A 20,705-nucleotide genomic window follows, 5' to 3' on the forward strand; every position below is an offset into this window, starting at 1 on the left:
CAGATCATTTGTACAATTAAGGGGATCATATTATAATAGGAATGGTTAAAAATCGCTCTAATACGTATTCAACCAAGTGGAGGCACATTTATTTTGAGCCAATCAAATCGAAAACGTCATCAATATCCGCGTGGACCGCTGGCATTGATGAGAGGGGTGTACAAATACACCATTCCGGAAACACGGAAGGCACTGAATGGATGGCGAGTCCAAGCTGAGGCGATTCCGAATGAAGAATTGCGTACGCAAGCACTTGCCAGTCTGAAGGATAAACAGTTTCACTGTGAAGGCGGAACCGTCTACGCATTAGCTGATTTGCCCAACAGACACATTCTGATTCCGCTGATCGTTTCATATCAAACTATTAGTGATTATTTGGACAATCTGTGCGACCGCAGCACGTCGATGGACCCGGATGACTTTCGTCTTCTCCATCAATCTATGCTTGATGCGGTAGATCCCGAAGCAATTCCCGTCAATTATTATGCCCTCCGTGAGGAGCAGGATGACGGCGGATATCTGCGGAATCTGGTGACCACATGTCAGGAACTGACCCGTCAGTTACCGGGCTATACGTCCGCCAAGCCCCAAATTCAGGATCTGGCAGGCCTATACACGGACCTGCAGGTATATAAGCATATCAAGCCGGAACTGAGAGAAACGGCACTGCTCGAATGGTGGTCGGAGCATCGTCATCGCACACCTCAGTTTCGTTGGAACGAATTTGCTGCTGCAACTGGCTCTACACTGGGCGTTTTCATGCTGTTTCTGGCTGCGAGTGACGATCAGTTGACTGAAGAGCAAGCGGCCTCGATCCACACGGCCTATTTCCCACATGTATGCGCATTGCACATTATGCTCGATTATTTAATTGATCAGGATGAGGACCGCATCGGGGGAGATCTCAACTTCTGCAACTATTATGAGAATGTGGAGACAATGCTGGACCGAATTGCTTTTATTGTGGAGATGGCACGCAGCGATGTGCAGAAGATTCCGGGAAGCTCCTTTCACCGGATGATCATCGAAGGACTGATTGCCATTTACCTGTCTGATCCCAAAGTCAGCGAACAACAGGAAGTTCGCGTCGTATCCAAACGTCTGCTGAAAAATAGCCCGATCACAAGAATATTTTTCTTCATTTTCAGTCGCTGGATACGGAAAAATATGTAAGTCAGGTGTGATATTGCGGAGCCTGAAGTGAAACTAGAGGAGGAAGAAACATCATGACAGCAGTAAAGAAAATCGCAGTATTAACGAGCGGTGGTGATTCACAGGGGATGAACGCGGCTGTTCGTGCGGTTGTTCGCAGCGGACTGTTTCACGGTCTCGAAGTATATGGAGTTCAACGTGGATACCAGGGTCTTTTGAATAATGACATTTTCCCAATGGATTTGCGGAGTGTAGGGGATATCATCCAACGTGGGGGAACGGTTCTTCAATCGGCACGTTGCAAGGAGTTCTATACCGCTGAAGGTCAGCAAAAAGGTGCGGACATTCTGCGTGCGCGTGGCATTGACGGTCTGGTTGTTATCGGTGGGGATGGTTCTTACAACGGAGCAAACAAACTGAGCAAGCTGGGCATTAACACCATGGGTCTGCCGGGAACGATTGATAACGATATTTCATTCACCGACTACACCATCGGGTTTGATACAGCTGTAAGCATAGTGGTTGACGCAGTGAACAAATTGCGTGATACGATGTCTTCACACGAACGTTCTTCCATCGTGGAAGTTATGGGTCGTCACTGTGGGGATATCGCTCTGCATGCCGGACTTGCTTCGGGTGCTGAAACGATTCTTGTCCCAGAAGTTCCATTTGACATGGACGAAGTAGCAGATCGGATGAAAGCTAACTTTGCACATGGCAAACGTCACAGTATTATCATCGTTGCAGAAGGCGTAGGCAAGGGTGAGGATGTAGCAAAAGAACTGATGGAACGTTGCCCGACGTATGAGCCACGTGTAACCGTTCTGGGTCACATCCAGCGTGGGGGTACGCCAACACCTTTCGACCGTAACCTGGCAAGCCGTCTTGGCGACTTCGCTGTTCGCAGTCTGATTGCAGGCGAGACAGACAAAGGTTGTGGCATTATCAAGGGTGAACTTACCCTGACGGATATTGATAAAGTGGTTAACACAAAAAAAGATTTCGATATGGAGACTTACGAGCTTGCACAACGTTTGTCCCAATAATTCGATTCATAAGCAAGGAGCACAATCCCGCTTTAACGTGGATTGTGCTCTTTTTGTTGTTTCACGGAGTGAGTATATCGATGTTACGCCTTGCGGAGTGCGGCTTGTTTTTGTACCAGGAAGAGTCGCCAGAGAAGCGCTGTTGCTCCTACAGCAAGGCCGGCAATGAGGCCGATCCAGTATCCGAAGGCACCGAGTGAAGTATACGTAGCAGTTAGATAACCTACAGGCAAGCCAATGATCCAATATGCTACGAACGTGATGATCAGTGCCGGATTAACATCTTTGTAGCCACGTAATGCTCCTTGAGTCGGTGTAGCAATCGCATCCGAGATCTGAAAGAAAATGGCGTAGATGAGGAAATGCTGCGTAAGTGCAATGACCTCTCGATCGTTTGAATACACACCTGCAATCTGTTCGCCGAACACAATCAATACGATCGCTGTCAGCAGTGAGAGGCCGATGGCTCCACCAATGCCAAGCAGACTGTATTGTTTGGCATCTCTCAGACGTCCCGCACCTGCCTCATAACCCACAAGGATCGTAAGAGCCATACATATGCTCACAGGCAGCATGTAGAGCGTAGAAGCGAAATTCAGCGCCGCCTGGTGGGCAGCAATTGTTGTGGTATCGAAACGGCTCATCATTAAAGTCACAGCAGCGAAGATGGACGTTTCGAAAAAAGTCGCAAATCCGATGGGCACTCCAATCTTGAGTAACTCTTTCCATTTGGACAAGGATACACGGGTCCATTGACGGAAAATGCCATACTGGGCGAAAGGTTCGACCCGATGGACAAAAAAGAGACTAATAAGAAAGATCAGCCAGTATGTACATGCTGTAGCAACACCAGCACCAACACCGCCCAATTGTGGAAAGCCCCAGCGGCCGAATATCAGCAGATAATTTAGAAAAATGTTAACGGGCAGGGAAATCAACGTAATGAACATCGTAGTCCGTGTCTGGCCAAGTGCATCCATGAAGCTGCGCAGCACCGTATATCCGAAGAGCGGGATAATGCCAAAAGCAAGTGCGCACAAAAAATAGAAGGCAACTTGGGCAACTCGGGGTTCCAGAGGCATTCCGTTCAGTATAGGGCCAAGTAACAAGGCCCCGGCTCCGATAACGACGAGACTGACTGCAATCCCGAGATACAACGCCTGTATGACGTTATACCCGATCTGATCATTACGTTTGGAACCTAACAGATGGGAAACGACAGGCGTTATGCCAATTAAAATCCCGCTTAGTCCAGTTTGAACTGGCATCCACAGACTTGTGCCAATCGCGACGCCTGCAAGGTCGGCCGGAGAAAACTTGCCTGACATATTCGTGTCGAAGAACGACATGGCAGAGAGGGCGATTTGAGTGGTGAAGATGGGCAAAAATATAATCAGGAATTGCTTCACTTTTTGGGAAAAACTTGTTGTGTTCATGTTCACTGGCAGTGCCTCGCTATTCTTAATAGATGTCATCCAAGTGTCATATATGGACAGCTACTTATTGTAGAGGATTTTGTTCAATTTGAATAGGGACAGAAGCAGAGTAGGGGTGTACAGAGAAAAATGAACACCAAAAAACCTCGCTCCGCTTCAAGCAGAACGAGGTTGGATGAAATGAAAAGTATGAAAGAGTGCGGATTACTTATATTGTACACCTGATGTATAACGGTTGGACGCATTCCAGAGCAGATATTCATGCACATCCATGTCCTTCATCGCTCTAATCTGGTCTTCCACTTGTTTCTTGTCATACTTGATATAATGCCCACTGCCCAGCCAGCTTGCTGTGAAGTCCTGAATCCACGGACGAATGACGGGTTTGAGTTCTTTGGTAGGGTCTAGTTTCTTGTGTGTATCTTCCATTGAACCCTTGATGGTTGTGTAAGGATCTTTGTCAGGGTCCTTGACCCCATACCAGCCAGTAGAATAGTGACTAGGGTATACCATCGGTGAGATCACGTCTACATTTTCGGATATCTTAACAAAATCCTGTCCAATGCCTTCAGCCGCAGGTACAGAAGCGGCGTAACCGAAAATATCAACCGACACACGAACACCTAGCGGTGCCAGCTCCTTGCGTGCATATTGCACGAATTCAGCCACAACATCGACGCGTGATTTGTCGGATTTGGTATATTTCAGTACATCGGCTCGAGTTTCGAAACCTTCCGGGAAACGAACGTAGTCAAATTGAATCTCTTTGAATCCAAGCTTGGCTGCTTCCTTGGCAATCTCAATGTTATAGTCCCATACTTCCTTACTGTATGGATTCACAAAGCTGTCGCCTTTGCCATTCGCCCATACAGATCCATCCTTGTTTCGGAAGGAGAGCTCCGGATTTTTCTTGGCAAGAATCGTATCTTTGAATACAACGACACGTGCAATCGGGTAGACCTCATGTTTTTGCAATTTTTTCATCAAGGCATCGATATCCCGAATAAAAGGTTGGGATTTGCCCATTTTCTGAAGCGCTTTGTTTTCTGTGGGATAAGTTATGTATCCGAGATCGTCTTTGATATCAATGACCATGGCATTCAGTTCTGTGCTGTCTGTCAGTTCCAACAATTCTTTCATACGTGCGCCGCCTGCGCTGTAGGCCGTTACATAAATACCTTTGACCACAGGTGCATCAGGTTGAGGATCAATTTTGGCAGGTGGGTTATCGGCATCAATAACAACCTGGTCTTTTTGAGATTGGATAATTGCGGTATTAAAACTGTTGGTTAACGATTGGAATTGAGGGTTTCCCTGGTCTGCCACTGCGGGGGCACCACCAAAGCTTCCAAAGGCCATAGCCAGTAAAGCCCAAAACATGTTCATTCATTTCCACTCCCTTATGTGTGCATTCCATGTATGAATTATACATTAAAGCCTCTGGGCTTTTAACCATATTAATCAAGTAATGAAACACATGGAAAAAATGAAAACCGCTTCCTGCTGGGGAAATCCCCTGCAAGAAGCGGCGTGATCAATCTGAAAAAAATTATTGAATGTAAATCTCATTTTGATGCTCACAAATACTGTACTGAATGATTTCCATTGCGTCTCCCTGTTCCAGGATGCCCAGCCCATCCCGGAGGACAATCAGTGAGTCGAGTTCATTCGGTTTCAAGAAAGGGAGCATTTCCGGGCACCATCTGTTGACAATCTCAAACAGTTTTACCGTTTCCATATCCACAATAATCACCCTTTCCTACTCGAATTCCAAAATGGTAAGTCATTCGGCGCGATTCGGGAAAGCATATGGCCTGTGAAATTGAAGGGTTGAACCTGCTATACATCATATTTAGGAGCCGTACACCGTTATTATACCACAATGTTGTGAATTGTTAACCGTACAGGTGTCTCAACTTCTGCGAAATGAACCCATAACACCAACCGTTTCCACAATGTTAACAAAAGCGTTTGGATCTGTATCCTTGATAATACGTTTAATTTCAACCAACTCGTAGCGGGTGGTAACGGTCATGAGCATGTCCTTCTCAATATCCGTGTATGCTCCCTGAGTCTTAATTTTGGTAACTCCACGAGGCCGAACAAGTAATTTTTTTAACATGGCTTCGGTTTCGTTGGTAATAATGTACAGTGTTACTTTGACGTGACTGATATGGATCAGGTCAAGCACTTTGCCTGTAATGTAGATGGATACCATGGAGGCCAAGGCTGTATTCCAATTGTCACTCAGGTATCCTGCAAGCATAATGATCGAACCGTTCATGCCGGCCATCACTGTACCAATCGGAAAGTCTCGTTTACGCGTGAAAATGGACCCAACAATGTCGAGTCCTCCTGTGGAGCCGCCAACCCGGAAGGAAACACCAGTACCCATTCCAATAAGCACACCGCCAAATACAGAACTAAGTAAAGGGTCTGTAGCCACAGCAAAAACAGGCAGAAGCGCAATGAACCAAGAAGTGGCTGCTACCGAAAGAATACTTAATGTAATGAAGCGTCGTCCAAGAATAAACCAACCTGCAATGAGCAGGGGAATGTTAAGAACAAAATACATTATACTAAGATTCAACGTTGTAAAATAACCCAGAAGCATTGAAATGCCGGACACCCCGCCGCTTAAAAGCTGATGGGGGACCAAAAACCAGTTGAAGCCGCAAGCAATAGCTGCAGCACCCAAAATGATCACTAAAGAGTGCCAAATTATTTTGGGCAATTTAATCACCTCATTTATATTTAAAACCAGATTGCTGGTAATCTTGAATTGTTTTGTGATATAATAATTTGTGGATATTCTTGAGTAGGAAACTTTTCCTAAATGGAGCAATAAAATTTTGAAATGTTTCAAACACATGTATGTAGTTTTAGTCTTATGTTGGGGACCCATTCATGGAATTATATTCGTTAGTGAAAATAATCCGTCCCGTTGGGATACCCTATAAATATTAACGCTACTTAAGAATACAGACAACAAAGTGGATTGTCCACCATGTCCACCATATAAAAGGAGCATGAATAATTTTGACAAATTTAAACTTTACAGATTTCAATCTTGAACCACTGGTGCTGCAAGCCATCACTGAGCTCGGGTTTGAAGAAGCAACACCGATCCAATCCAAAGCGATTCCTTTGGCACTCGAAGGCAGAGATTTGATTGGTCAAGCTCAAACAGGTACGGGTAAAACAGCTGCATTCGGTATTCCGTTGATCAGCAAAATCACAAAAAGTGATGAGAAAATCCGCGCCCTTATTATGGCACCTACACGTGAACTTGCCATTCAAGTTGCTGAAGAAATTGAAAAACTCACTCGCTTCAAAGGTCTTCGCTCCCTGCCAATCTACGGCGGACAAGATATCGTGCGTCAAATCCGTGCACTGAAAAGAAAACCACAGATCATCATTGGTACACCTGGACGTCTCCTTGACCACATCAACCGCAAAACAATCAAACTAGATGATGTACAAACTGTTGTACTGGATGAAGCAGATGAAATGCTCGACATGGGTTTCATGGAGGATATCCAATCCATCCTGAAACAAGTTCCAGACGAGCGCCAAACCATGCTGTTCTCAGCAACAATGCCTCCTAACATTCAAAAATTGGCACAACAATTCTTGAACAATCCTGAACACATTTCTGTGATTCCGAAACATGTTAGTGCACCATTGATTGACCAATCCTATATCGAAGTACCTGAGCGTCAAAAATTCGAAGCATTGAGCCGTTTGTTGGATATGGAATCTCCTGAACTGGCGATCGTATTCGGACGTACAAAACGTCGTGTTGACGAATTGGCTGAAGCTTTGCAAAAACGTGGATATTCTGCAGACGGTCTTCATGGTGACCTGTCCCAGAATCAACGTGATGCGGTAATGCGTAAGTTCCGTGACGGCAGCATTGACGTTCTCGTTGCAACAGACGTGGCTGCACGTGGTCTCGACGTATCTGGCGTAACTCACGTTGTTAACTTTGACCTTCCGCAAGATCCGGAGAGCTATGTTCACCGTATCGGTCGTACAGGTCGTGCGGGTAAAGAGGGTGCTGCTTGGTCCTTCGTTACACCACGTGAGATTGATCACTTGCACTTCATCGAGCGTGTAACACGTCACCGTATTCCACGTAAACCACTGCCAACAATGGCAGAAGCGGTTGAAGGTAAACAACGTTTGACAGCAGAGCGCTTGCTGGAAATCGTACAATCAGGCGAACTGAACGAATACAAAGGTATTGCGATTCAAATGCTTGAGCAATATGATTCTGTTCAACTGTTGTCGGCTGCACTGAAGCTCCTGACAGGTGATAAGAAAGATGCTCAAGTTGATCTGACTCCTGAAGATCCAATTCGTGCAAAACGTCGTAAACCGGATGTTCGCTCTGGCGGACGTAAACCATCAGGTTACAGCGGTAACCGCACAAGTGGTAGCGGCGGCAGTGGTGGTGGTTACAACCGCGATCGCAACAGCAGTGGCGGCGGACGTGGCGGTTACAACCGTGATCGTAACAGCGGCAGCAGCACTGGCGGTGGAAGCAGAGAAGGTGGTTACAACCGTGACCGCAAACCGCGTCCAAGCAGTAACGAAGGACGTCGTCCAGCGAAAGATTCTTCTTTCGAGTAATATAAACGTATAATCTGATAAATGGAGCGGGCAACTGCTCCATTTTTTTATTTTTAAAATTACTGCATCATTTTTTTCACTGCCAGAAGCGTTAGCTAAGGACAATGACGATCTCTTTTCGGGAAGTACTGGCTTTTCCTATCTATAATAAGGTATATTAATATTAGACTTCAGGTAATACGCAAGGCTGCAGAGGAGGAGAAATGTTTGGAATTTAAAGGAGCTATGGGTGGGATCTACCGGCTTACAGAGTGGATTACGAGACTGGCCGCAACCAATCTGTTGTGGGCTATTTGTTCGTCTCCGTTCTTGTTTTTCTTGATTATGAAACTGCTCGTGATGCAGCAGAACCTCGCAAACGAATCATTGCAAATGAACTGGGCTATAGCTATTGTGGCACCGCTTACACTGTTCCCGGCGACTTCGGCGCTGTTTACGGTTGTTCGTAAATGGAATATGGGCGATACGGATGTACCGATCTTCCGTACTTTCTTTGTAGGTTACAAGGAAAACTACAAGCAAAGTTTAATTGGGGGCATTTTTTACACACTGCTGTTCGCGATTATGTATCTGGATTATACAGTTTACATGACGCAGTTCCGCAACATGCAGCTCGTGGGAATCATTATGCTAGTACTGCTTCTCTTGTTATTTGTATCACTCTTTAACTTTTTCTCGATGGTTGTACACTATCATATGTCCATCGGACTCATTATCAAAAACGCGGTATTGCTTACGCTGATCAGACCATTCCGTGTATTTTCCACATTGCTGGGAAGTGGATTGTTGTTCTACATCGGTTTCCGTTATCCGGTCTTGTTCGTTTTCTTCATTATCAGCATCATTGCTTGGTTCGCATTCTTTAACTTCTACGCAACCTTCAACAAGATGCAGGAGCAGATGGAGAAGATGCAGCTGAAGAAGGAAGAAGAGGAAGCTGCCGCGCTGGCTGAACAATCAGCAGAGAATGGTGAAACACCTGAGCCATCAGACGACAAAAACATTACATTGCAAAAATAAAACATGATGGATCGCCATTTACTTTTTACACAGTTAGGGATATAATAATTGTACATCCTGCGATGTACGTTTCGGTTATTCGTTGTTTTGAACCAATGATGATGTCTTCGGGAGATCAACACAGAATGTTGCTGAAAAGCCCTGTCTATACGACATGGGGACTTCAAAAAGCATTTTTGCGGTCACCCACCTGCCAAGCAGGTTCATAAGACAATGTAGCCGGACGGCATAGGCGGGTTCCTAAATCTTCATGTACAGCACCCTGACTTTTCCTCTACAAAAGGAATTTCAGGGTGTTTTTAAGTTGTGATGAATGTTTTTGATTGGTTTTACGATAAATATGATGCTTGCCCTTTTGTTACTACTTGAACAATGTTACACTAAGATACATAAATGGAACGGTTACATTCAAAGGAGGAAGGGTCTTGACCTTAAAGAGAACGCTCGTCGGTATCATCCGCAGCATGGAGGGGACCAGCGATCGAGCCAAGGATCCCAAATTAAAAACACGGTATTATAACTTATCCAAAGACAGAGCTTGGGAAGAGGTCTCTTCGACACTCAAAAAGATTCCGGGTTATAAAGTGCTGCATGAAGTGCCTTCTGTTGGAGAAGTTATTCTGGAGAAGCGGACTACCTTTGGACGGACGATGGATATTACAGTTTCCATTATCTCGGTAAGTCCTGTTCGCAGTGCGGTGGATATGTATTCAGCTTCACGTGGTTCACTTGGAGACTTGGGTTCCAACTATCGCACGATTATGAACTTATTCTCTGTTCTGGATAAGAAGCTAAGCAAGTATAAAGCAAATGATTGAAATAGATGATAAATAACAAAAAGCGAGTGAAGGTTAACCTTCCTCGCTTTTGTTCTGAACGTATGTTAACCTCTACAGCAAAGCTTTTACAGCAGCGATCGCTTGTTCGAAGTTAGGGGAGTCTGTCATTTCAGGCAAATACTCCACATATGTAATCCGGTCTTCGGCATCCAAAACAAAAATGGAGCGCATGTCGAGTTGGAATTCTTTGATCAGAACGCCGTAGTCTTCACCGAAAGAACGTGTTTTGTAGTCTGACAATGTAACTACGCGGTCAACACCAGCTGCTCCACACCAACGTGCTTGAGCGAACGGAAGGTCAACGCTTACTGTCAAGACAACAACATTGTCTCCGAGTTCTCCAGCTTCCACGTTGAAACGACGAGTTTGCGCATCGCATACGCCAGTATCCAGGGAAGGAACAACGCTGATTAATTTGATTTTGCCTGCGAAGTCCTTCAGGGAAGCATCCTCAACCAGGTTTTTGCTCAGGGTAAAATCAGGTGCTTGATCGCCCACTTTCAGTTCGGGTCCGATCAATGTAATAGGGTTGCCTTTAAATGTGGCTGCGCCTGTACGTTCTTGTGTCATAATAATGTTCCTCCTTATAAATTGGTGATCCGTGCCAAAATCCATTATAATCTTTTATGAAAGGCATTGTCCAATTCGGACATGTACCATTACGATGGATCAGAGATGTAAGTCCGATCTGAACAGGGTGGAGTGAAAGAAGAAATTTATGATATTTATTCGCTATGAGAACTGGAAAGGTTATTTGAAGTATTTCCCTTTGACGTCGCTTTTTTTAATTGCCAATGTAGTCATGTTTATTGTGTTAACGGTGAACGGTGGATCAACGAACAATATGGTGCTGTTGAAATTCGGGGCACTTACGAATCATGAACTGTTCGCACATGAATGGTGGCGTTACATTACATCCATGTTCCTGCATGCGGGCTTCAGTCATTTATTGTTTAACAGTTTTGCGTTAATCGTATTTGCACCACCGATGGAGCGGTTGCTCGGGTCGGTAAGGTATGGTGTATTGTACCTGGGTGGCGGTGTATTGGGTAATATTCTTGCTGTTGCGTGGTACAACTCGGTTGGGAGTATTACCATCTCGGTAGGGGCTTCAGGAGCGATCTATGCCGTTTATGGTGCATTCCTGTATGTAGCACTGTTCCAGAGAACGATGATGGACGAGGCTTCGCGCAAAACGATGTATACGTTGCTTTTGTTCGGAATCATATTCTCCTTCGCCATGTCGGGCATCAACTGGATGGCTCACCTTGGCGGATTGTTGGGTGGATTCTTTATTTACGGACTGTTGATCAGATTGTGGAAACCCCGCAGCTTAAAGCGGTAGTCAGAACGTTCTCCAGATGGAATGCAATCAAGGATAAGTAGGGTATAACAGATTGGAGCGATCAGGCGAGTGGAATTAAGACAGTTGCATTACTTTTTGAAAGTAGCACAGAAGGAACATGTAACACAGGCTGCTGAAGAGTTGCATGTGGCACAGTCGGCGGTGAGTCGTCAGATTCATCAGCTGGAAGAAGAACTGGGCGTGGATCTTTTTATGCAAAAGGGGCGAAATCTGCAGTTGACTGCAGTGGGGCAGCTTTTTTGCAAACGAATTGAAGGCATATTAAAAGATTTGGACAAGGCAGTTGGGGAGGTTCATGAGTTTCTGGACCCGGAGCATGGAGAGATTCGAATTGGATTTCCACATAGCCTGGGGATTCATCTCATTCCTTCCGTGGTGGCTGCTTTCCGTCAGCGCTACCCCAACGTGAAATTCAGATTCAAGCAGGGGATGTTCCCTACACTGATTCGTGATGTGTTATCCGGAGAGGTAGACTTGGCATTCATTTCTCCTTTTCCAGAGAAGCATGATCAAGTAGATGGTGATATTGTACTCACGGAAGAATTACATGCCATCCTTCCTCCTAATCACCCGTTAGCTGGTGAAGAGACAATTGCACTTGAACAGCTCAAGGATGATAAATTTGTATTATTCAGCAAAGGTTATTCTCTTCGTCCTATTGTGTGGCATGCCTGTCTGGAAGCTGGTTTTACACCTAAGATCGCTTTTGAAGGGGAAGAGACCGACACCATCCGCGGATTGGTCGCTGCGGGCATGGGGGTCAGTCTGCTGCCTGAGATGGCGTTATTCCAGACGAATCCGTTGCAACCGGCACATGTGGCTATCTCCCATCCAAAAGTAACGCGAACTATCGGGTTAATTCATCGTGCGCATGATAAACTGCCGCTGGTTGCTCAGTCCTTTCGTTCATTCTTGCTTGATTATTTCGGTTTACAACAAAACAATACCCCATCCGATTAACGGTGGGGTATTGTTTTTTGTTTTTGTTGTATTAAGTATCCAATTAATCGCGGCTGTTGAAGATTCCGATGTAACGAATCAACTCAAGCAGTGAAATCAACGCTGCAGCAACGTAAGTCAAGGCTGCGGCATTCAGAACTTTTGCAACACCTTTTTCTTCTTCATTACGGATGTACCCTTCGGATACCATAATCTCTCTGGCACGATTACTTGCATTGAACTCAACCGGTAAAGTGATGAGTTGGAATGCTACAGTTACGGAGAAGAAGATGATACCGATACCTACAAGGTTCATGGCATTGAAGAGAAATCCTGCAATCAACAGGAATGGAGCTAATCCGGATGCAAAGTTCACAATTGGGAAGATCCGGTGACGCAGTGCCAGCATCGGGTAACTTTCTTTATGCTGAATGGCGTGGCCAACTTCGTGACACGCTACCGAAACAGCTGAGATTGAGTTTTCGTAATATACTGGTTCTGATAAACGTACAACCCGATTGATCGGATCATAGTGATCAGAGAGCGTGCCGCGTACAGGTTCAATTGGAACATCATGCAGGCCGTTAGCATCAAGCATCTGGCGAGCGGCATCGTAACCAGTCATTCCGTTCTGGTTCGGTACCTCCGACCAACGTCTAAACGTACCTTTAACGCGAAATTGCGCCCATAAAGAGAGCAAAAAGGCGATAATGATCAATACGAACATACCGTTATTAAAACTCATATTCATTCCTCCGCTTTCTAAAAATAAGCTACATCATGGTGTTCTCAAGCAAGATTTTTAGTGCCTCCATTGTACCGGCACTTTTGGTGAGGAGTCCTGCCATCATTTTACGTGCTTGTACAGGTTTCATCTCTCCAAGTAGCGGTTTGAGTTCGTTAACCTCTCGCTCAAGTTGTTGTACATGAAGCTCCAATGTTGTCAATTTGCTGGCAACTTGTTCTTCTGTACTAACCAGACGCCACTTCTCAAGAGATTGCTTAATCTCGTCGAGACTATACTTCTCTTGTTTCATCTGTACAATACGTTCAAGCCTCGTTAAAGTTTCATTACTATAGAGACGATAATTTTTTTGTGTACGTTCTTCGGGAGCGATTAGTCCAAGCTTTGTGTAATAATCAATCGTCCGTTCACTAACACCAGCGGTCTTGGCGAGTTCGCCAATCCGAAAAAGTTTCATATCCCCAATGATATTCACCTCGCTTGCAAGTTCAAATGTAGGGAATTGTAGTTTCCACTTGTGAATTTCTAGACTACGCCCAATTTTTCTTACTAATAAGTATGATACATGATCTTTAACCGTACAGTCAAACGTTATGCTTTGGTAATCAGCATACTGCATTTCTATATCTATGTACTCATAGAATGTGATTATGTACTTAAGTGCAAGAAAAAGACGTATGACTTTATTCCCAGAAATAATTTTCAGTTTTGATGAAAATACTCTTGTCAACTTTCCTCTCTTCTGCTTATAATGACATTAAGAGTTTCACGTTATGTGAAGAAACTTAACATAAGAGGGAGTGGGGTATATGAGAAAGAAATGGTTGGTTTCCATGTTAGTAATGCTTACTTTGTTCGCTTTTCCGGTCAGCGCATTTGCGGCTGCGGAGGGTCCGACTAACATTGAACTTCAAAGTGGTTTGAACTCAGCCTTTACGTTTCTGGCTGTTGTACTGGTGTTCTTGATGCAAGGGGGATTTGCTTTACTCGAAGCGGGTTCAACACGAATGAAGAATGCAGGACACATTGCGGGTAAGACCATCCTGACATTGGGAATTTCAGTTATTGCCTTCTGGGCTTTGGGTTTCGGTCTTGGTTTCGGTAATGGTAACAGCTTCTTTGGAACAACAGGATTCTTCCTGAGTGGTGACAAGATGGCTGCTTCCTTCGAATCACTGGCTTTCTCCGATGTTCCACTGACTATTAAATTCGTATTCCACCTCGCCTTTGCGGCGGTATCTCTGGCCATTGCCTGCGGTGGTATGGCTGAACGTGCAAAGATGAGCGTATATATTGTTTTCGGTACTCTTTATACCATTATCATGTATCCGGTTGTTGCTCACTGGGTATGGGGCGGCGGCTGGTTGGCTGAGCTGGGTATGCAAGACTTTGCAGGATCGACGGTTGTTCACTTGACTGGTGCGACTGCAGCATTGGTAGCGACCATCTTGTTGAAACCACGTATTGGTAAGTATAACAAAGACGGCAAACCTAACATCATTCCAGGTCACAACCAAGTGTATTCCGTACTCGGGGTTATTATCCTCTGGATTGGTTGGTTCGGATTCAACCCAGGTAGTACATTATCTGCCATGGGCGATGGATTCTTCGGTTATGTTGCATTAACTACTAACGTAGCTGCTGCAGCCGGTGGTGTTGCTGCGCTGTTGATCTCATGGGCAGTACTTGGTAAGTCAGATATTCCTAGCATGTTAAACGGTGTGCTTGCGGCACTCGTTGCAATTACAGGAGCATGTGCATTCGTTGAACCTTGGGCAGCGCTGGTTATCGGTGCTCTGGCGGGTATCATCACATTCTTCACAGCACAGTACTTCGATCGTAAAGGAATTGACGATCCAATCTACGCTTTCTCCGTGCATGGTATTGCTGGTATGTGGGGTGCGATCTCCACGGGCTTGTTCGCTACTCCTGAACTTGCCGAGAATGCTGGTGTAGGTCAAGCGGGGCTGTTCTATGGCGGTGGATTCCACCAATTGGGCGTACAGCTTCTCGGTCTGGCAGGTGCTTTTGCCTTCGTACTGGTAATGTCCTTCATTATTCTGGGCGGAATGAAAGCAATCATGGGCATCCGTGTTACTGAAGAAGAAGAAACAATGGGTCTGGATATCAGTGAGCACGGTACTTACGGATACCCTGAACAAATGAAAAATGTAGATTCTAAATCCAATGGTGGTACGTTCAGCTCCTGAGGTGAATGATGCTGAATCATGCTTCAAGGAGGCTGGACATGATGGAACCCATCTCGTATACAAACTATTCCTGGTCTTATCAGGGAATCGATGGTGCGGTGTCTTCTCAAGAACTGCGCCAGGCACGTGTGATATTACAGAACGAGCTCCAGGAATTGTTGTCCGCTTCCTTGTCGCCGATCGAGTGGTACCAAACGGTAAATGAACTGCATGACCGGATTGCACGGAAAGCAGTAGAGTTATGCATTCAGGGGATGGTTGAGGAAGGCTTCGGCCAACCTCCCGTCCCCTATGCCTTTATCGTATTTGGCAGTTCCGGCAGGGAAGAAGCAACGTTATGGAGTGATCAGGATAATGGCATGATCATTAGCGATACTCCGCATGAAGGTAAAGAGGAATATTTTGCTCAGCTCGGACAGCGAATGACGGATATGTTGGAAGAGCTTGGTTACGCCAAATGCGAAGGCAAAGTCATGTGCTCTGAGCCACTCTGGAGAAAAACGCTGGCGTCATGGAAGCATCAATTAGCAGATTGGAGCTCGGATCTGAATTGGGAGCCCGTTCGTAATCTCATTATTGCTTCAGACATGCGTTTTGTTGCAGGTGAGCAAAGTCTGGCGGAGGAATGGATCACGAGTTTTTATGAACAGTTCAGACTGGTTCCTGAACTTTCGGATGCAGTTCTTCGCAATACGGTTAAACATAAAGCTACATTAAATGTACTTGGACGTGTGGTCACAGAACGATTTGGTGAACATGCAGGCGGATTTGATGTTAAGTATGGTTTGTACATTCCGCTGGTGAACAGTGCCCGTTATTTGGCTTTGCAACATGGGATCAAGGAGTCATCGACGTTAAAAAGAATGGAGAGACTGACTTCACTTGAAGCTGTTCCATTTACATTACTGGATGCATGTCAGCGAGCCTTCTTAGCCGCTTTGAAATTTCGCAGAAGTACACCGGTTGTCATCCAAGGGGATTTGCAACATAGCAGTGGATTCCTGGATGAGAAACAGATGAAACAAAAGCAGATTCATTATGAACTCAGGGATACGCTCGGGTTGGTACGACGAGTGCATCGTGCTTTGCAAAGACAGTTGCGTTTTGCAGAAAGGAGACGTCCATGAGAGAGCCGGCAAGGGGCAATACAGGATTCTGGAATTCGCTGCGTCAGGGAGGGGTTCCTTCCGCCATCGCTTCCATTATGGGAGCCCCTACGGCGCAACACATGGCGTTTATCCGCTCTATGATGAGAGAACAGCGCAGACCTGAGGTTCTGCATACGCCTCTAAATGAGCTGGACGCAGTTGTATTTGATCTGGAAACGACGGGTTTTTCGCCCCAGCATGGGGATGAGATTATCTCATTTGGTGCGGTCCGTATACATGGTGGTGTGGTACTGGAAGGGGAGCAGTTCTATACGGTGGTGCAGTCCAAGACTGCGGTTCCGGAACATATTACTGAACTTACAGGTATTACGCAGGAGATGACGCTGGACGCACCGACTTTGCTGGAAGGGCTGCATGATTTCATGTCTTTTGTAGGTGGAAATGTTCTGATTGCACACGCAAGTGCGCATGACCGTGCTTTTCTGAATGCAGCTCTGTGGCGGACTTCAAAGGTAAGACTGACACATCGTTTAATTGATACGATGATGTTGGCCCGCTGGCTTGAACCGAGCAGGCCGGGGTATGGTTTGGATGAATTGCTGGAATCCAGAGGCATCCCGATCTATGGGCGTCACCATGCACTGGAAGATTCCAAAATGACTGCACAGTTATGGTCCTGTTATCTGGAGGACATGATGCGTAAAAATGTGGAGACCTTGGGTGATTTGTATACCCAGCTAAGTCACGCATAACGGAACGGGAAGCAGATTGTATGAAGGCACAACGCGGTGTGCCGGATCTTGCGGTTTCTTCGAGGGTTCAATCAGATAACCGTTCAGATGCATATGAGATCGCGACCCACTTGGTAGGTCGGGTGAGCCGATGAGGTACATCTGAAGCAAACCGGCGAAGGCCGGAAGAGCTTGCAAGTCCTCTAAGGAAGGAACAGGCCTGGTCTGCGGATGAGAATGGAAGATACCAATGAGCTTAGGCTCGGAGAATACGCACCGAATCCATTCGGCATCATCCAGAGTAAAATGGTGCAGCGGGTCAGGTGCTACGTTACGAATGGGCTGAAACCGACTGATTCGTATACCGCCCGCTGCGGTTTCACCCAGCATAACCCCGCAGGCTTCTTGCGGCAGCGAAATGAACATGTGCTTTGACATCTCTTGCTCTACGGAAGAAGGGATGTAGAAGGCGTTTTGCTGCCCGTGAAGTGCTGCCATTTGTATTCACCCCTCTCTCTTTGGCTCCTGCTTAGGCAGGAGTCCTTTTTCATTTTATTTTCTGTAATGCGGATTGTAAAATTTTAAAGGAAAAGGGTACAATAATAAAGAGAACATTTGGCAATCATGTTCTGGTGAACTGTGATAGAGCGTGATAAACACTTAGCATGTGCAGAAATTACTGTTTCAGTTTCAAATATGCTAATTATATAAAAGGGTGGCTGGTTATGAAACGAAACATATACATACTCCTTGGTGTTGTCTTGTTGGTTGGTATTGCACTGGCCCAGAATGCGGGTGACGGCATTGCAGCTGTCTTTAAGCAGGAAGAACCGATGCCTACAGAGACGGGACCACGTGCGGGTCTTCTGGCGCCTGCTTTTTCTCTGACAGCAATGGATGGGAAAACGTACAGTGTGGGCGGTGCCAAAGATAAGGCCACGTTCGTCAGTTTCTGGGCATCCTGGTGTGAGCCGTGTAAGCAGGAAGCTCCAGAGCTGAACAGAATGGCTGCGAAATACAAGGATAAGCTTGACATGTATGGGGTTAATGTAACGTCATACGATAAACTCAAAGATGCCAAAGCTTTTGTGGATGAGTACCAACTGACATTCCCTATTCCCTTAGATGAGAAGGGGACAGTGTACGCTCAATACAATGGGGTGGCTTTTCCAACGAATGTTCTGATTGACTCCAGAGGAGTTATACAGGAGATTGTTCTGGGCATACTGCCCGAAAAAGAGTTGGAACGTAAGATTAAAGAGCTAGTTGCAAATTAATTTTCATGTAAACAAAGAAGCCTCTGCATCCATGAATCATGGATGCAGAGGCTTCTTTATATTTTCCGGGAAATAAGCGTTATTAGTGGTTGCTTATCCCATGAGCAGGAATAGGGAGTGTGCCCGGCTCATCCTGCAATTTTTCTTGAAGCAAAGCATAGCGGAAACTGTGTACAAGAGCTTCCCAACTTGCTTCAATTACGTTCTCGGATACACCGACAGTGTTCCATGTGTTCTCCGTATTTTTGGATTCGATCAATACACGAACTTTGGCGGCTGTGGCATCTTTCTCATCCAGTACACGTACTTTGTAGTCTGACAGATGCATATTGGCAAGTGAAGGGAAGTATTGCACCAATGCTTTCCGCAGAGCGTTATCGAGTGCGTTCACCGGACCGTTACCTTCAGCAGCGGTATACACACTTGTTCCAGCTACATTAAGTTTGACAAAAGCTTCAGAAACAACGGATTTGCCCGCCGTTTTCTCCACAAGCATTTTGAATGATTCAAACGTGAACAATTCTTTCATGTCACCGTTCGCTTCACGAATTAACAATTCAAGCGAAGCATCAGCACCTTCGAACTGGTAACCCTGATGCTCCAGGTCTTTGATCTTCTCAATAATCTGACGTGAATTGGCACTGCTTGGATCGAACTCAAGCCCCAGTTCCTGAGCTTTGGATACAATGTTACTTTGTCCGGCAAGTTCCGAGACCAGCACACGTTGTTTGTTACCGACCAGTTCAGGCACGATGTGTTCGTAGGTACGTGAATCCCGCAGGATGGCAGAGACGTGAATTCCACCTTTGTGAGCAAAAGCGGCATTACCGACATAAGGCTGATTAATCGGCATATTCACATTGGCAATCTCGCTAACATAACGAGCCACGTTTGTAAGTTGTTTCATTGAATCTTCAGTAACACACTCATAGCCAAGCTTCAGTTGCAAGTTCGGGATAATGGATGCGAGGTTTGCGTTACCGCAACGCTCTCCATAACCATTCATCGTTCCTTGAACCTGACGGGCTCCGGCTTGTACAGCGCTGAGTGTGTTGGCCACGGCCAGTTCACAATCATTATGTGTATGGATGCCGAGATGTGCATGAGGCAGGCTTCTATGCAGTGTGGATACGATCTCGTGCACCTCGTTTGGCATCGTCCCGCCGTTGGTATCACACATGACGAGCCAGTCCGCTCCAGCTTCGTGAGCCTTGGTCAAGACCGCTTGAGCATACTCCGGGTTATGCTTGAATCCGTCAAAGAAGTGTTCTGCATCAAAGATCACTTCCATACCATTCTGTTTCAGATAGGCGATGGAATCATAGATCATGGACAAGTTTTCTTCCAATGTAGTCTGCAAAGCGGTATGCACATGGAAGTCCCATGATTTACCGACCAAAGTTGCAGCCTGAGCACCAGATTCGATCATGCGCTTCAGGTTGGCGTCTTCACTAGCAATGCTGCCTTTACGGCGGGTACTGCCAAAAGCAACAACCTTTGCGTTCAGGTTTAATTCCTTGACTCTTTTGAAAAACTCAATGTCCTTGGTATTGCTGCCGGGAATTCCGCCTTCAATATAATGGACACCCAGGTCATCAAGCTTCTTGGCAATTTTGAGTTTGTCGTCTGCCGATAAGCTGACACCCTCCCCTTGTGTGCCGTCACGTAAAGTCGTATCGAAGATGGAAATGGCCTTTGACATGAAGATCCTCCTTTGAGATAAAGCGCTCTTTTAAAAGTTTGGATTGTAAGTTGGGAAAATCTGTTAAGTACGTTAGTGCGCGAATCCTTCGATTCGGCAACGCTACACTGTGTTAAACTCAATGTGCTGATTTGTCCTAAAGTCGTCAATTTGTATAATTAATTATTATAGCACCATTATAGCCAAATGCTACATAGAAATCGCAGTATCATGTAACAATTAACGGATTTTAGAGAAAAAAGAAGGATGTTAATCATAATCCGGATGTATGTTATAATTTATTATTGAGTTTTAATTGGAATATATGGAAGAAAAGGAGGGTTTGTTTTGACTTTTTTATGGGGAAATACGATTATTGCCCTGATCACATTGATCCTTTTTGTGAGTGTAGGCTGGTTGATTATTCGTTCTCTGATCAGTTCTCGCAGAAAATAATAGCCCGCGACTGAATTTACATAACAGGTTTGATATAATATAGAAGAAAGTAATTTAGTTTTC

At 45.5% G+C, this 20,705-nt stretch carries 20 protein-coding genes and 1 other RNA gene; 12 read left to right on the plus strand and 9 right to left on the minus strand.

The features are described from left to right. The first annotated feature begins 93 nt into the window (after nt 1–93). Nucleotides 94–1,173, plus strand: a complete 1,080-nt coding sequence (locus V6669_RS10375) for a tetraprenyl-beta-curcumene synthase family protein (protein WP_338593588.1) — start codon at nt 94–96, stop codon at nt 1,171–1,173. Nucleotides 1,174–1,226: 53 nt separating this feature from the next. Beyond that, the gene (gene pfkA, locus V6669_RS10380; protein ID WP_253433325.1) at nt 1,227–2,198 is read left to right on the plus strand and encodes a 6-phosphofructokinase; all 972 of its coding nucleotides are present in this window, start codon (nt 1,227–1,229) and stop codon (nt 2,196–2,198) included. 83 nt (nt 2,199–2,281) lie between these two features. On the opposite strand, the gene V6669_RS10385 is transcribed toward pfkA, so the two are convergent. From V6669_RS10385 to V6669_RS10400, 4 genes are all read right to left on the minus strand, one after another. Beyond that, nucleotides 2,282–3,634, minus strand: coding sequence for an MATE family efflux transporter (locus V6669_RS10385; RefSeq protein ID WP_338594893.1), 1,353 nt, complete (start codon nt 3,632–3,634; stop codon nt 2,282–2,284). Nucleotides 3,635–3,838: 204 nt separating this feature from the next. Next, on the minus strand, nt 3,839–5,020 hold the full coding sequence (locus V6669_RS10390; protein WP_338593593.1) for a putative glycoside hydrolase: 1,182 nt from the start codon (nt 5,018–5,020) through the stop codon (nt 3,839–3,841). 163 nt (nt 5,021–5,183) lie between these two features. Beyond that, a complete protein-coding gene (locus V6669_RS10395) occupies nt 5,184–5,372 on the minus strand; it encodes a hypothetical protein (RefSeq protein WP_029880762.1) in 189 nt (62 codons plus the stop codon). Nucleotides 5,373–5,546: 174 nt separating this feature from the next. After that, on the minus strand, nt 5,547–6,368 hold the full coding sequence (locus V6669_RS10400; RefSeq protein ID WP_091017520.1) for a YitT family protein: 822 nt from the start codon (nt 6,366–6,368) through the stop codon (nt 5,547–5,549). 305 nt (nt 6,369–6,673) lie between these two features. On the opposite strand from V6669_RS10400, the gene V6669_RS10405 reads away from it, so the two are divergent. The 4 genes from V6669_RS10405 (at nt 6,674) to V6669_RS10420 (ending at nt 10,107) form a co-directional block, all read left to right on the plus strand. Continuing rightward, nucleotides 6,674–8,269: a DEAD/DEAH box helicase gene (locus V6669_RS10405; RefSeq protein WP_091017518.1), complete on the plus strand. Its 1,596-nt coding sequence runs from the start codon at nt 6,674–6,676 to the stop codon at nt 8,267–8,269. 207 nt (nt 8,270–8,476) lie between these two features. Next, nucleotides 8,477–9,289 (plus strand): DUF624 domain-containing protein, encoded by an 813-nt coding sequence (locus V6669_RS10410; RefSeq protein ID WP_036609655.1) that lies wholly within the window; start codon nt 8,477–8,479, stop codon nt 9,287–9,289. Nucleotides 9,290–9,340: 51 nt separating this feature from the next. Next, a non-coding RNA gene (gene ssrS, locus V6669_RS10415) (6S RNA) lies at nt 9,341–9,532 on the plus strand. A 182-nt stretch (nt 9,533–9,714) separates the two neighbouring features. Next, nucleotides 9,715–10,107: a DUF1499 domain-containing protein gene (locus V6669_RS10420; RefSeq protein ID WP_017689382.1), complete on the plus strand. Its 393-nt coding sequence runs from the start codon at nt 9,715–9,717 to the stop codon at nt 10,105–10,107. Between the two features lie 72 nt (nt 10,108–10,179). Here V6669_RS10420 and tpx read toward each other — a convergent pair whose 3' ends face one another. Further along, nucleotides 10,180–10,698, minus strand: a complete 519-nt coding sequence (tpx, locus tag V6669_RS10425) for a thiol peroxidase (RefSeq protein WP_036609653.1) — start codon at nt 10,696–10,698, stop codon at nt 10,180–10,182. Nucleotides 10,699–10,846: 148 nt separating this feature from the next. Between tpx and V6669_RS10430 the strand changes: the two genes are divergently transcribed. Both V6669_RS10430 and V6669_RS10435 read left to right on the plus strand, forming a co-directional pair. Next, a complete protein-coding gene (locus tag V6669_RS10430) occupies nt 10,847–11,473 on the plus strand; it encodes a rhomboid family intramembrane serine protease (RefSeq protein ID WP_036609651.1) in 627 nt (208 codons plus the stop codon). 69 nt (nt 11,474–11,542) lie between these two features. Then, nucleotides 11,543–12,454 carry a LysR family transcriptional regulator gene (locus V6669_RS10435; protein WP_036609648.1) on the plus strand — a complete coding sequence of 304 codons (912 nt, stop codon included), beginning with the start codon at nt 11,543–11,545 and terminating at the stop codon, nt 12,452–12,454. A gap of 43 nt (nt 12,455–12,497) precedes the next feature. Here the strand turns inward: V6669_RS10435 and V6669_RS10440 are convergent, their stop codons facing one another. Together V6669_RS10440 and V6669_RS10445 are read right to left on the minus strand one after the other, a co-directional pair. Then, nucleotides 12,498–13,178 carry a zinc metallopeptidase gene (locus V6669_RS10440; RefSeq protein ID WP_338593613.1) on the minus strand — a complete coding sequence of 227 codons (681 nt, stop codon included), beginning with the start codon at nt 13,176–13,178 and terminating at the stop codon, nt 12,498–12,500. Between the two features lie 28 nt (nt 13,179–13,206). Continuing rightward, nucleotides 13,207–13,635 (minus strand): MerR family transcriptional regulator, encoded by a 429-nt coding sequence (locus V6669_RS10445; RefSeq protein WP_017689377.1) that lies wholly within the window; start codon nt 13,633–13,635, stop codon nt 13,207–13,209. Nucleotides 13,636–13,987: 352 nt separating this feature from the next. Between V6669_RS10445 and V6669_RS10450 the strand changes: the two genes are divergently transcribed. From V6669_RS10450 to V6669_RS10460, 3 genes are read left to right on the plus strand one after another with little or no spacing between them, the layout of a single operon-like run. Then, nucleotides 13,988–15,388 (plus strand): ammonium transporter, encoded by a 1,401-nt coding sequence (locus V6669_RS10450; protein WP_036609643.1) that lies wholly within the window; start codon nt 13,988–13,990, stop codon nt 15,386–15,388. A gap of 38 nt (nt 15,389–15,426) precedes the next feature. Continuing rightward, nucleotides 15,427–16,515, plus strand: coding sequence for a DUF294 nucleotidyltransferase-like domain-containing protein (locus V6669_RS10455; RefSeq protein ID WP_133384238.1), 1,089 nt, complete (start codon nt 15,427–15,429; stop codon nt 16,513–16,515). Then, complete coding sequence (locus tag V6669_RS10460) at nt 16,512–17,249, plus strand: exonuclease domain-containing protein (protein WP_091032202.1); 738 nt, start codon at nt 16,512–16,514, stop codon at nt 17,247–17,249. The genes V6669_RS10455 and V6669_RS10460 overlap by 4 nt, the downstream gene beginning before the upstream one ends. On the opposite strand, the gene V6669_RS10465 is transcribed toward V6669_RS10460, so the two are convergent. Then, nucleotides 17,235–17,726, minus strand: coding sequence for a Mov34/MPN/PAD-1 family protein (locus tag V6669_RS10465; protein ID WP_338593622.1), 492 nt, complete (start codon nt 17,724–17,726; stop codon nt 17,235–17,237). The two genes, V6669_RS10460 and V6669_RS10465, sit on opposite strands and share 15 nt — an antisense overlap. Before the next feature lie 227 nt (nt 17,727–17,953). Here V6669_RS10465 and V6669_RS10470 point away from each other — a divergent pair, with 227 nt between their 5' ends. Then, nucleotides 17,954–18,505 (plus strand): TlpA disulfide reductase family protein, encoded by a 552-nt coding sequence (locus V6669_RS10470; protein ID WP_338593625.1) that lies wholly within the window; start codon nt 17,954–17,956, stop codon nt 18,503–18,505. Nucleotides 18,506–18,587: 82 nt separating this feature from the next. Here the strand turns inward: V6669_RS10470 and cimA are convergent, their stop codons facing one another. Then, complete coding sequence (gene cimA, locus V6669_RS10475; RefSeq protein ID WP_338593628.1) at nt 18,588–20,207, minus strand: citramalate synthase; 1,620 nt, start codon at nt 20,205–20,207, stop codon at nt 18,588–18,590. Nucleotides 20,208–20,705: the final 498 nt, after the last annotated feature.

It is taken from the genome of Paenibacillus sp. Y5S-9 (genome assembly GCF_036894235.1).
In the GTDB taxonomy this organism is placed as follows: Bacteria; Bacillota; Bacilli; order Paenibacillales; family Paenibacillaceae; genus Paenibacillus.

What these genes read in the sequence shown, in the direction of transcription:
- V6669_RS10390 (WP_338593593.1), bottom strand. Translation starts at nt 5,020, where the DNA reads ATGAACATGTTTTGGGCTTTACTGGCTATGGCCTTTGGAAGCTTTGGT.
- V6669_RS10450 (WP_036609643.1), top strand. Translation starts at nt 13,988, where the DNA reads ATGAGAAAGAAATGGTTGGTTTCCATGTTAGTAATGCTTACTTTGTTC.
- V6669_RS10440 (WP_338593613.1), bottom strand. Translation starts at nt 13,178, where the DNA reads ATGAGTTTTAATAACGGTATGTTCGTATTGATCATTATCGCCTTTTTG.
- V6669_RS10385 (WP_338594893.1), bottom strand. Translation starts at nt 3,634, where the DNA reads ATGAACACAACAAGTTTTTCCCAAAAAGTGAAGCAATTCCTGATTATA.
- V6669_RS10460 (WP_091032202.1), top strand. Translation starts at nt 16,512, where the DNA reads ATGAGAGAGCCGGCAAGGGGCAATACAGGATTCTGGAATTCGCTGCGT.
- V6669_RS10395 (WP_029880762.1), bottom strand. Translation starts at nt 5,372, where the DNA reads ATGGAAACGGTAAAACTGTTTGAGATTGTCAACAGATGGTGCCCGGAA.
- V6669_RS10430 (WP_036609651.1), top strand. Translation starts at nt 10,847, where the DNA reads ATGATATTTATTCGCTATGAGAACTGGAAAGGTTATTTGAAGTATTTC.
- tpx (WP_036609653.1), bottom strand. Translation starts at nt 10,698, where the DNA reads ATGACACAAGAACGTACAGGCGCAGCCACATTTAAAGGCAACCCTATT.
- V6669_RS10470 (WP_338593625.1), top strand. Translation starts at nt 17,954, where the DNA reads ATGAAACGAAACATATACATACTCCTTGGTGTTGTCTTGTTGGTTGGT.
- V6669_RS10455 (WP_133384238.1), top strand. Translation starts at nt 15,427, where the DNA reads ATGATGGAACCCATCTCGTATACAAACTATTCCTGGTCTTATCAGGGA.
- V6669_RS10465 (WP_338593622.1), bottom strand. Translation starts at nt 17,726, where the DNA reads ATGGCAGCACTTCACGGGCAGCAAAACGCCTTCTACATCCCTTCTTCC.
- pfkA (WP_253433325.1), top strand. Translation starts at nt 1,227, where the DNA reads ATGACAGCAGTAAAGAAAATCGCAGTATTAACGAGCGGTGGTGATTCA.
- V6669_RS10445 (WP_017689377.1), bottom strand. Translation starts at nt 13,635, where the DNA reads ATGAAACTTTTTCGGATTGGCGAACTCGCCAAGACCGCTGGTGTTAGT.
- cimA (WP_338593628.1), bottom strand. Translation starts at nt 20,207, where the DNA reads ATGTCAAAGGCCATTTCCATCTTCGATACGACTTTACGTGACGGCACA.